Below are 11,424 nucleotides of genomic sequence, written 5' to 3'. Positions count from 1 at the left end.
AACCGGAACGTATAAAGGAGATAGTTATGTTCAGAACTACACTTCTGACGACGACCTGTGCTTTGCTGATCGGCGGATCGGCTTTCGCCCAAACAGCAACTCCCTCGCCTGCTCCGGCAGAAGCGCCCGCAACCACGCAAGACATGCCGGTTTCATCCAAGGACATGTTCGGCAAGCCCATAACGGGCGAAGCGGGCAAGGTCGGCTTTGTGGAACCGAAAGAAGGGCAGTTGCTTGTTTCGTCCTTCATCGGGCGAAGCGTTTATGAAAGCGATGCGCCTGACGCACAGTCAGTGGGCAAACTGAATGACCTGATCGCCAGCCCCGATGGTCAGATCGAAGCGGCCATTATCGGTGTCGGCGGTTTCCTCGGTGTTGGTGAAAAGGACGTCGCGGTCAGCCCTGACCAACTTCAGCTTGCTACGCGCAGTGACGGAAAAACGTGGCTGGTCATCAAGGCCAACAAGCAGCAGCTGAATGACGCACCGGCCTTCGACCGTTCAAAATTCTTTGCTGATGGTGTCGCGGATCCATCTGCGGCAACGGAGACCAACGCGCCAGCGACTGACACTCCCGCAAGCGGGACCGCGCCTGCGCCAGCCTCCCCGGCACCCGCTCAGTAGAGCTGGCAAATTCCGTCACGGAAAATGGAACAGAAAATTACCCCGGCGACCCAGCCGGGGTTTTCATAGGCAAAACACGCCCCACGGTTGAATTCAGCGCTCAACCACGCTACGCACAATAAAACTCCGTATCGAAAACAGGTCCCGGAAAAGAATATTGTCGGAATTCTTGCTCGCTCATCCTTGGGCCGAGACGCTTGCTGCGCTCGGCGGATTATTCCTTTCGGCATTCATCGCGAATTTTCTCATCAAGGCCATCTTGCTGAAGCTGCTCGATCGGATTGTCGAGAAGACATCTTTCGGACAGGACGAAGAGCTTAAGAGGCACGGGGTCATCAGCCGCCTTGCCAATATCGTTCCTGCCTTGATTATTTCATCCGGGATCATGGCCGTGCCGGGTCTGCCTGAGGGCGTGATCACCGTCATTCGGAATGTGGCCATAGCCTTCATCATTCTGACGCTGGCATTGGCAGTTAATTCGGCCTTTGGGCTTGTCGATACGCTCTATCACCGTCGTCCAGAGGCGAGATTCCGCCCTATGAAGGGCTATATCCAGGTCGCCAAGCTGGCGGTCTATATCATCGCGACGGTTCTCATCATTGCCACCTTGCTGGACAAATCGCCGGTTATCCTGCTTTCCGGTGTCGGTGCCATGGCGGCAGTGCTGATCCTCGTCTTTCAGGATACGCTGCTTTCCCTCGTCGCCAGTATGCAGATCGCTTCCTCCAACATGGTGCGTGTCGGCGACTGGATCGAGATGAAGAACCTCGACGCCAATGGCGATGTCACGGAGATCGCGCTCTATACGGTCAAGGTGCAGAATTTCGACAAGACGATCACCACAATCCCCATCCGCAAGCTCATCACGGAGCCGATGAAGAACTATCGCGGCATGCAGGAATCTGGTGGGCGGCGGATCAAGCGTGCTCTTTACATCGATCAGAACACCATTCGATTTCTATCGGAAGAAGAGCGCGCCAGACTGGGCACAGTCGATTGGCTGGCGGAATATCTGCCTAAGAAAGCCAAGGAAATCGCCGAATGGAACCAGAAGCTGGGCGACCGCGCCAACAATCCGGTCAACCGGCGTCAGTTCACCAATATAGGCACGTTTCGGGCCTATGTAGAAAATTATCTTCGCAACCATCCCGGCGTGCACAAGGGTATGACGCTGCTGGTGCGCCAGATGGACCCTACGCCCGAAGGTTTGCCGCTGGAGATCTATTGTTTCGCCAACACAACGGTCTGGGCATCATTCGAACAGATCCAGTCCGACATTTTCGATCACCTCTATGCGGTACTGCCAGAATTCGGCCTGAGCGCTTTCCAAAATCCGAGCGGCAACGATTTTCGCAAACTGACGTTCAACGCTCCCTGCGGAGAGCCTCAATGATTTTGGCGTTCAGCAATTGAACGTTATAGCCAGTGCGGGACGGTGTCAGGCCAAGGCGAACCACGGCAAGATGCATTGACGGAACGACCATGACACTTTGCCCGTCATGTCCCGACATCCAGAAAGCATCTTCGGGAATACCGTCTTCACCTGCTTTCACGCCGCCCAGTTGAAGCCAGACCTGCGCAGAACCGTAACGCCCCTGCGACTCCGGCGAGGGCTTGCGCATGAACGAAACATAGTCCGCAGGCAGTACCGGTCTTCCGTAAAGCTTTCCGCCATCTGCGAGAAATGCACCCAGACGTGCCCATTCGCGCGCCGTCGCGTACATATAAGAGGAGCCGACAAAGACGCCCGAAGCGTCAGCCTCCAGAATGGTGCTGCGCATGCCAAGCGGGCCGAAAAGCGCAAGTCGAGGATAGGCCAGCGCCTCTTCGCGGCTGTTGAAACTATCCATGAACAGCTCTGATAGAATATTCGCCGTTCCACTGGAATAGTTGAACTTCGTGCCGGGTGCTTCCTCCAGCGGCAACGAAGCGGCAAATCGGGTCATGTCCGGTTCGAGAAAAAGCATACGCGTGACATCCGCCACGGTGCCGTAATCCTCATCGAAGCTCAGGCCGCTGTTCATCGCCAAAAGGTTTGCCAGGGAAATCTTCGACCGGCCGTCATTCTTCCATTCAGGCAAAAGGTCCGTACGTTCCGTCGCCATGCGTCCCTCTGCGATGCGCATGCCGATCAGCGTTGCCATGACGGATTTGGTCATCGACCATCCCAGCAAGGGCGTATCAGCATTAAAGCCCGGACCATAATTCTCCGCGATCAGTTTGCCGTCGCGGATAACGGCAATCGCCCGCATGCCGGGGCCAGCCAGGGCATCGTTTTCGATTACGGCCTGTATCGCCGGGTCGCTCTCGATTTGGATGGGCTCTGCCGGCACTTGCGGCCCCGTCGGTAATTCAAGCCGCAAATCACTTTGGTGGATATTCGCGCATCCAAGCGCCGGGCGGTAGGTTGCGGTACTTGGCGCGAAAAAGCCGAAAATGCGCACTGTTACGCTGCCGCGATCCTTGTCGACGGATGCATTGAGAAACCGGAGCAACGGATTCCCCGGTGCCTGAACATCGTCTGCAAGAACACTGGCAGCATCACGTCCTGCTATGAAGACATTTGAACAGACGATCTTGGCGGCGTAGCCCGTGCCGACACGCAAAAGTTCAGGCGGTTTGTCAGCCAGCCACACGATTGCTCCAAGCAGGGTGGCAAGCAGAAGCCCCCCTGCAAACTTCAGAATTCGCCGCATGCTGCCCCTCGCAAAATTGGTTGCATCAGATCATATCAGTCCAAGGTGGCTTGCCAACTCCCGCGCTGCCGCGCCACCTGCCCTGTTTGCACCGATGGTCGAAGCTGACGGACCGTATCCAACGAGATGAATGCGGGCATCGGCAGCCACCTGTGTCGCCAGACGCCCGGTCATGAGAATGCCGCCTTCGGAGTTGCGCAACTGCAGCGGGGCAAGATGATCGAGCGAACTGCGAAATCCGGTGCACCACAAGATCACGTCGAAAGATTGTTCACTTCCGTCGTCCCAACGAACCCCGGTTTCCGTAATCTCCTTGAACATTGGCAGCCGGTTGAGCACACCGCGAGCCCGCGCTGCTTCAATGGCCGGAGTCAGCGGCAAGCCGGTCACAGAAACGACCGATCCCGGCGGCAAGCCTCGGCGCACACGCTCCTCGACCAGGGCCACCGCAGCGCGCCCCAGTTCAGGCGTAAATGGTCCTTCCCTGAATGCAGGCTCCTTCCGCGTCACCCATACGGTTTCCGTCACGCGCGATATTTCGTCCAGAAGCTGCACGGCCGAGATGCCAGCGCCGACCACCAGAACACGTTTACCTCTGAACTCCCCCGCTGTCTGATAATCATGAGTGTGTAGCTGCTGGCCTCTGAACAGTTCCGCACCCGGATAAGGCGGAACATAGGGCCTCTCCCATGTGCCGGTCGCGTTGATTACCCCGCGAGCCGAGTAATTGCCCTGATCGGTCTCCACCCGAATCCGCTCGCCACGATCACAGACAACTCTTACGGTTACGGGACGATGCACGGGAAGATCGAACTTTTCTTCATAAGCCCGATAATATTGCGGGACGGCCACCGACGCGCGCACTTCGCCATTCTCCGTTTCGACGATATCTTCAAACTTCATGCCAGGCAGATCGTGAATGGCGTTTGCAGTCTTGAGCGTCAGCGAAGGCCATCGAAATTGCCAGGCCCCGCCCGCCCCTGGAGCCTTGTCGAGAACCACGAATTGCCGTTCTCCGGCAAGACCGAGCCTGTTCAGGTGATAGGCTGAAGAAAGCCCTGCCTGCCCGGCGCCAATGACTACGATGTCGACCTTTCGGGCAACTTTGACATGAGTATTTTCGGCTGCTGGTTCATCGGCGGGCTGCATATCTGACATGGTGCGCTACAAGTTCCAAAACACGGGTCTGACTTCGTAGATAGGGATTGGACAGACGAGCTGGAAGTCCAGTTAACTCATCATTGCAGGGGCGCGCAGCCGCTTGTTGAGCCCTTCCCAGACACTCACGACCAGCATGATTACCGTCGTCAGGATTCCCATCTGTAAGAGATTGGCCGCGTAACCTATGGGAATGGCTATCAGCAGGGCCAGCACGCCAAAAATGTGCGACGCCGGGATCAGGCCATAGACAACTTTTTTGTAGATCGCGCTGCCCATCAGATAGATTGCCGGTCCAGCGACAAGAATAAGAACATAGGCAGTTTTCAGCGGATCATGTGGATGTTCCATCACCAGATCGTTTCCCACTGCCGTCGCAATAATGCCGGCGACCAGTATTGCATGGACATAATGGAAATATGCGCCAATCCGCCCTGAGTCTGGGGAGTGAGTGATCGTTTCTGTCGCGTCCTTGCTCGAAGTTCCGAAATATAGCCACCACATCGCGAGTGTGCCGCCGAAGGTTGCAAGCACAGCGGATATCAAGGCGACATTCCAGACATCGGCATTGGACAGCGATGCACCGGTAGCGAGCAGTGTTTCGCCAAGCGCGACGATCACGAACAATTGGCAACGTTCCGCCAGATGCCCTCCCTCGATGGTCCAGTCCCTCGTATGGGAACGCCCGAGGCCCGGCAATGCAAAGCCGAACATCGGCGATAGATATTCGCAAAGCACGGCGATCAGCCAGAAAGCCATGCGGATTTCATGTTCAACAAAACAACCGGCGATCCAGAAGACGGCTGCAATGGTGAGCCAGCCGAGCATTCGCCGGTAATTGGCGGCAAGCGGATGCTTCTGCCCAAGGACAAAAACGATATAGCCGGTCCGGCCGAGCTGCATGGCCACATAAGCCAGCGCGAATATCCAGCCTTTCTTTGCAAATGCGCCTGGGATAGAAGAAGCCATCACCAGACCGAGCAGCATGATACAAAACAGAAGGCTGCGTATCTGCGGCGTCTCCGGGTTGAACCAGTTTGTCACCCAGCACGTATATTGCCAGCCGAGCCACACGGCGAACCAAAGGATAAGCGTTTCCGCCACGCCGGTTAATGTCAGATTGTGCAAAAGCTCATGGCTGAGTTGCGTAACCGCGAAAACATAGACCAGATCGAAGAACAGTTCCTCGAATGTTACCCGGGCATGGTGCCCGTCTCTTTCTCTCAGAAGCGGATGTGCGGCGGTGGCAGAAGCTGTATTCATGCGAATGTACCTTCCCCTCAGACGGCAAACATTCAATCCAACTCCACCAGCTTAACCTGTAGTGAGCACATCGCATATCCGCCTATGCTGATTTCCACTTGAAGAAGCCAGTCTCGCGTCATCTCGCGTCAAGCGCGTTGCCAGCCTTGATCCATGCGTCGATTCCATCGGCCGCCGCACGGCCCATCGCGAAACAGGCAGTCAGAAGATAACCGCCAGTGGGCGCCTCCCAATCGATCATTTCTCCGGCAACGAAAACGCCGGGAAGCTTCGGCAGCATGTAGTGCCCATCGATTTCATGCCACCGAATGCCGCCAGCCGACGAAATCGCTTCCTCAAGCGGGCGCGGACGAATAAGCGGAATGGAGAGCGCCTTGATGGTGGAGGCCAGCGCTTTCGGGCTTCTGTCACGCGTAAACTCGGTCACGAGCGCGGCTTTTACGCCTGTAAGCCCCGCTGCCTTGCGCAACAGGTTTCCAAAACTCAGCTTTGCATCCTGCCGGGCAATATCGCTTTCCAAGCGCTCGACAGTTCGTCCCGGCGCAAGATCGAGGGTCAGGAACGTCTGCGCGTTTTCCTCCAAGCTGTCGCGCAGGGCTGCGGAATGCGCGTAGATGAGGCTCCCCTCGACACCGCCCCGGGTAATGACGAACTCGCCTTGTGTCGTGCCTGCATCAGACGTGACTGTGACAGACTTTACCGGTTCACCGGCGAAACGTTGGGCAAAGAAATCGCTCCACACGACATCAAAACCGCAATTGGCGGAGCGAAACGGCGCCATGTCGATTGCCTTGCGTCGAAATTCGTCGATCCAAGCCCCGTTCGAACCGAGTTTCGGCCAGCTTCCGCCGCCAAAGGCAAAGAGCGCAGCGTTGCATGTGATGACTTCAACGCCATCCGGCTTTTCAATTCGCAGGCCCTTGCCCTCGAAACCAAGCCAACGATGCCGGGTAAGAATACGAACGCCCTGATTTTCGAGACGTTTTACCCAGGCGCGTAAAAGCGGCGATGCCTTCATCGCTTTGGGAAAAACACGGCCAGAAGAGCCGACGAACGTGTCGGCCCCCAATTCATCGGCCCACTTGCGCAACTGGATGGGACCAAAGGCCGTCAAGGCTGGCAAGAAAAGCTCGCTGCTTGAGCCGAACCGTTTGGCGAAAGCTGTAAAATCTTCTGAATGCGTGATGTTCAGGCCGGATTTTCCGGCAAGCAGAAACTTGCGGCCAACCGTCGGCATCTGCTCGTAAACCGTCACCCGGTGGCCCAGAGCGGATAGTCTTTCGGCGGCCATCAAACCCGATGGCCCGCCCCCGATAATGGCGATATTGCCCTTCATGTTCAAAGCCAACGAAGCATTAGTCCTGCTTCTCCAGCATTTCCTTAACTGTCGTTGCCAATTGCTTGAGCGAGAACGGCTTTGGCAAGAATCCGAACTTGGCGTCCGCGGGAAGATTACGTGCAAAGGCGTCCTCAGCGTAACCCGATACAAAGATGAACTTTATATCCGGATGCGTCTTGCGCAGTTCACGCAGCAATGTCGGGCCGTCCATTTCGGGCATGACCACGTCCGATACGACAATATCCACCTCGCCGCCCAGCTCTTCCATCACTTCAAGCGCTTCGACGCCGGACGCCGCTTCATGCACCGTGTAGCCGCGCGACTGGAGTGCACGCACCCCGCCCATGCGGACTGCATCCTCGTCTTCCACCAGAAGAACCGTCGCGGAACCTGAAAGATCGGTGGCTTTCTCCACCTTCTTTTCCTTCACGACGACAGGCGCGTCATCTGCGCGTTTTTCCTCAATGTGACGCGGCAGGAATATCTTGAACGTCGTGCCTTTTCCGACTTCGGAATCACAATAGATGAAGCCACCGGTCTGCTTGATGATGCCATAGACCATCGACAAGCCAAGGCCGGTGCCCTTGCCCACTTCCTTCGTGGTAAAGAACGGCTCAAAAATCTTTTCAAGCACGTCTGCGGGTATGCCTGTTCCTGTGTCTTCAACTTCGAAGACTACATAATCCGCCTCCGGCAGATCGCGATAATGAAGCTTCGCGGCTTCCTGCATCGGCACATTGCGGGTGCGCAGCGTAATTTCACCGCCTTCCGGCATGGCATCGCGCGCATTCACCGCCAGATTGACCGCAACCTGTTCGAACTGCCCGAGATCGGCCTTGACCGACCATAGATCGCGACCATGATCGATTTTCAGCTCGATGTCCTTGCCAACCAGACGTGCCAGAAGCATGCGCAAGTCCGCCAGAACGTCCGTCAGGTCGAGCACTTCCGGACGCAGCGTCTGACGGCGGGAGAATGCGAGCAACTGGCGCACAAGCGAGGCGGCCCGATTGGCGTTCTGCTTGATGTTCATGATGTCTGGGAAAGACGGATCGGATGCGCGGTGATTGGTCAGCAGCAAATCCGACGACATGATGATGGCAGTAAGCACATTATTGAAGTCATGCGCGATGCCGCCTGCAAGCTGGCCAACGGCCTGCATCTTCTGGCTCTGCGCCATCTGGTTTTCGAGGGCCTTCTGCTCCGTCGTCTCAACCGCAGAGATAATCGCAGCTTCTTCGGCGCGCTCGCCACCCAGGTCGGTTACGGGGCTCATGTAGAAGCGGATATGCCGCTCTTCATTGCCCGGCAACACCGTATCGACGGGCGAAATGCTCGCCTGTCCTGCAAAAGCAGCGGTAAGCGCCCTGTTGAAAGTCTCGCGGTCGCGCTCATGCACGACGATCTCGAGCTTCGCATTTCCGTCAATCGCATCGCGATCAACGACAGGCGCGAAAATATCGAGGAAACGCGCATTGGTGCGCAATATATGTCCGGCGGAATCAACGGCAGCGATAGCCATCGGAGCCGAATTGAAGAAGCGCGTGAAACGCACTTCGGCGGAGCGCAGCGCCATTGACGAATCTTCGCCCTCCGCACGATCAAGAACAATGGTGCGGCTCGTGCCGCGCGTTCCGTCACGCGCGGCCTGAACACGATGATAGAACCGGACGGCAAGGCTCTGCCCGTTGCGCTTGATGAGATCCAGATCAATGACGGTATTGCGGCTTGTGCCCGGCTCTGCCTTCACTGCCTTGATGAGCGCCATTCCGCTGCCGGCCACAATATCGTTGAGCGTCAACGATCCCGGCGTGAATTGGGTCAGGTCGACGCCGAGCCATTCGGCGAGGGTCGCATTGAGATAGATAATCCGGCCCGAAGGATCAGCCGAAAAGAAGCCAGCCGGCGCATGATCGAGATGATTGATCGCCTCCTGCAGTTCCTGAAAGAAGCGCTCCTGCTCGGCACGCTCGTCGGAAATATCGGCAATCTGCCACGCGACGAGCGGACTTTTGAATTCCTGCCCTGCCTCGATTGGACGCGCCTTGATGCGATACCAGACCGGTGCCAGTGAACCACGTCCCTCGCGGGAAAGACCGCCCGAAAGACGCACTTCCTCCTGCGCCGACAGGCCATCACGCACGGCATTCGTCAGACGGTAAATTGCGTCCGATGCAGCCGGTTCCGCCGTCAGCACATTGTCGAGGGAGCGGACGCCTTCGGCATTCGCCACGCCAGTCATCATGGCATAAGCCTGGTTGGCATAAACGATCTGGCCGCGCGCGTCAGAAATGACTGTCCCTTCCGGCTGCGAATCCATGAAGGAATGCGCGAGGTCCTGCTCGCCGTTCTTCTGGCTGAATTGAATGAGGCCTGTCGCTGCGCCGAAAAGATAGAATACGCCGACCATTGACAGAATGCCCATGAGAACGAGGGCAAATCCATCTCCCAACTGGTCGCGAAACACAAAATAGGCGATGGCTGCAACCGTCAGCAATATGCCTACGATCAGGAGGCGAAGGGCACCACTGCGATTGCGCTTGGGCATGACGAGCGGTTTCGGGTAGGCATTGTCCGTCTGTCGCGACATCAAGCCAGCTGCCCTTTCATGTTGCGTGGCTGAACATCAACGGGCATCAAAGTGCCGTGCATCTTCTTGATCAGCCAAGACGTCATTTCAATCATCTGCATATCCGATTTTCTCGAATGCACTTTTCCGCGCGGTTCAGCTATCACGTGGGACCGCGCAGCCGATATGTCAGGGTATACCCGATTCGCAGAATGCTTTATTCGGCGAGCAGTACAAGCATTGCTGCACTGAAACGGTGCAAATTGGACTTTTTTGCACTGTTTTGCCTGGGGATCATATATTTCTCGCATTCCCAAGAAACATTCCCAAGGCCTAGAAATTCATCTACTGTATGAACAACACGATGATGTGGAGTGTCGGGGGAAGCGCAGTCTCCATTCATCGTAGGTTTTCGTTTATTGTATAAGAGGGTATCCGCATGAAGGAATGGCTCAGCGGCATCGTTGGAGAGAGCGCGGCTAATATTGTCGGCTTCATCCTAATATTTGCGATCATTCTTTGCGGAATTTTCGTTGTTCTCAGTATTATCCGCCGTTTCAGCGGCGGTACTTACGTATCCAACGGACGTACGCGGCAACCGCGGCTCTCCGTGATGGATGCGGCGGCAGTCGACAGCAGGCGCAAGCTGGTCCTTATTCGCCGTGACGATGTGGAGCATCTGTTGCTCATCGGCGGCCCCACAGACGTTGTGGTGGAGCAGAATATCGTCATGGAATCGCGGGCCCATGCGCGGGTGCAGCCTTCTCGGATAGAACCGGAGCACATCGAACGCTTCAAGCAGCACGAAGTGCTGACCAATGAAAAGACCCCTGCTCTGTCGCTGCAGACCCCTCCGGCGAACGAGAAGGACGAAGCGATCCAGATCAGTTCCGCAATCGAAACACCGGCTTACCGCAAACCCGAGCCAGCACGAGATGAACCGGCCCCACAGGCTGCTACGCCGGTTCGTGTTCCGCCCCAGGCTCCGGCTGTGGCGTCCCACTCGTCGCAATCGCCCGTCGAACCGAAACCCGCTCAGCCGGTGCAGGCTCGACCACAACCACGGCCCGCACCGAATTATCCCCCACAACCGCGCACAGTATTGCCGCCCCGCCCCGCGCAGGCACAGCCACAGTCAACACGCGCCCACCCTGCCTATCCATTAAGCCAGGTTTCGCGCGGAGTGGTGAGTTCAACCTCCTCAGGTGGTGTCACCGCTACCGGCGTTGCTGCCGTTACGTCGGTCGCCTCGGCAAATCTCGGCAGTATCGTTCCTGAGCGTGAAACAGCGGTCGCGGACAAATCTCCATCGCTCGACGTAACGGGTCCCACGGTATCCACAACGGCAGCGCCGGCATTCTCCACGCCTTCCGAACCGAAGCGCATCGAACCTGAGATCCCGATTGCAGCGTCAAAGCCGGCGGTATCCGGGCCAGTTTCACCTGAACCGCCCGGTGATGACCTGGCGGACCTCGGCAATGCATTGCAGGACGCCATCACCGCAGACATCAATTCGCAGAGCTCTACCAGCGAGGAGAGCAAGGAAGCGGCCCCATTCGATACCGAGTTCTTCGAGAATGAGCTTCTGAGTTCGCTTGATATTTCGGCAACCGACGATGGGCTCGAAGACAAGACAAAGGACGATATCGAGGACGAAATGGAAAAGCTCCTCGGTGAATTGACCAAGGATGGAATCCGCCGGGATTGATTTCCCGCCGAAGTCATATCGATAAAAGAAAATAGGCTGCGGAAACCGCAGCCTATAATTTTCAAACC

The 11,424-nt window shown here is 56.7% G+C and carries 8 protein-coding genes; 3 read left to right on the top strand and 5 right to left on the bottom strand.

The window, feature by feature from the left end; translation table 11 throughout:
- The first annotated feature begins 26 nt into the window (after window positions 1–26).
- Window positions 27–623 (top strand): PRC-barrel domain-containing protein, encoded by a 597-nt coding sequence (locus tag ABWW28_RS04325; RefSeq protein WP_006466849.1) that lies wholly within the window; start codon window positions 27–29, stop codon window positions 621–623.
- Between the two features lie 157 nt (window positions 624–780).
- Window positions 781–2,016: a mechanosensitive ion channel family protein gene (locus tag ABWW28_RS04320; RefSeq protein ID WP_021585154.1), complete on the top strand. Its 1,236-nt coding sequence runs from the start codon at window positions 781–783 to the stop codon at window positions 2,014–2,016.
- Here the strand turns inward: ABWW28_RS04320 and ABWW28_RS04315 are convergent.
- From ABWW28_RS04315 to cckA, 5 genes are all read right to left on the bottom strand, one after another.
- Window positions 1,988–3,319: a serine hydrolase domain-containing protein gene (locus ABWW28_RS04315; protein ID WP_021585155.1), complete on the bottom strand. Its 1,332-nt coding sequence runs from the start codon at window positions 3,317–3,319 to the stop codon at window positions 1,988–1,990. The two genes, ABWW28_RS04320 and ABWW28_RS04315, sit on opposite strands and share 29 nt — an antisense overlap.
- A 30-nt stretch (window positions 3,320–3,349) precedes the next feature.
- Window positions 3,350–4,477: an NAD(P)-binding domain-containing protein gene (locus ABWW28_RS04310; protein WP_021585156.1), complete on the bottom strand. Its 1,128-nt coding sequence runs from the start codon at window positions 4,475–4,477 to the stop codon at window positions 3,350–3,352.
- Between the two features lie 72 nt (window positions 4,478–4,549).
- Window positions 4,550–5,740 carry a low temperature requirement protein A gene (locus tag ABWW28_RS04305; RefSeq protein WP_021585157.1) on the bottom strand — a complete coding sequence of 397 codons (1,191 nt, stop codon included), beginning with the start codon at window positions 5,738–5,740 and terminating at the stop codon, window positions 4,550–4,552.
- 118 nt (window positions 5,741–5,858) lie between these two features.
- Window positions 5,859–7,076, bottom strand: coding sequence for a TIGR03862 family flavoprotein (locus ABWW28_RS04300; RefSeq protein WP_021585158.1), 1,218 nt, complete (start codon window positions 7,074–7,076; stop codon window positions 5,859–5,861).
- Between the two features lie 19 nt (window positions 7,077–7,095).
- On the bottom strand, window positions 7,096–9,669 hold the full coding sequence (cckA, locus tag ABWW28_RS04295; protein WP_021585159.1) for a cell cycle histidine kinase CckA: 2,574 nt from the start codon (window positions 9,667–9,669) through the stop codon (window positions 7,096–7,098).
- Between the two features lie 418 nt (window positions 9,670–10,087).
- Here cckA and ABWW28_RS04290 point away from each other — a divergent pair, with 418 nt between their 5' ends.
- A complete protein-coding gene (locus ABWW28_RS04290; RefSeq protein WP_021585160.1) occupies window positions 10,088–11,356 on the top strand; it encodes a flagellar biosynthetic protein FliO in 1,269 nt (422 codons plus the stop codon).
- The last annotated feature ends 68 nt before the right edge of the window (window positions 11,357–11,424 follow it).

The sequence above is a fragment of the Brucella sp. NBRC 14130 genome (genome assembly GCF_040371715.1).
GTDB lineage: Bacteria > Pseudomonadota > Alphaproteobacteria > Rhizobiales > Rhizobiaceae > Brucella > Brucella intermedia.
This window is presented reverse-complemented; position numbering and strand designations above follow the sequence as displayed.

What these genes read in the sequence shown, in the direction of transcription:
- ABWW28_RS04325 (WP_006466849.1), top strand. Translation starts at nt 27, where the DNA reads ATGTTCAGAACTACACTTCTGACGACGACCTGTGCTTTGCTGATCGGC.
- ABWW28_RS04315 (WP_021585155.1), bottom strand. Translation starts at nt 3,319, where the DNA reads ATGCGGCGAATTCTGAAGTTTGCAGGGGGGCTTCTGCTTGCCACCCTG.
- ABWW28_RS04310 (WP_021585156.1), bottom strand. Translation starts at nt 4,477, where the DNA reads ATGTCAGATATGCAGCCCGCCGATGAACCAGCAGCCGAAAATACTCAT.
- ABWW28_RS04305 (WP_021585157.1), bottom strand. Translation starts at nt 5,740, where the DNA reads ATGAATACAGCTTCTGCCACCGCCGCACATCCGCTTCTGAGAGAAAGA.
- ABWW28_RS04300 (WP_021585158.1), bottom strand. Translation starts at nt 7,076, where the DNA reads ATGAAGGGCAATATCGCCATTATCGGGGGCGGGCCATCGGGTTTGATG.
- cckA (WP_021585159.1), bottom strand. Translation starts at nt 9,669, where the DNA reads ATGTCGCGACAGACGGACAATGCCTACCCGAAACCGCTCGTCATGCCC.
- ABWW28_RS04290 (WP_021585160.1), top strand. Translation starts at nt 10,088, where the DNA reads ATGAAGGAATGGCTCAGCGGCATCGTTGGAGAGAGCGCGGCTAATATT.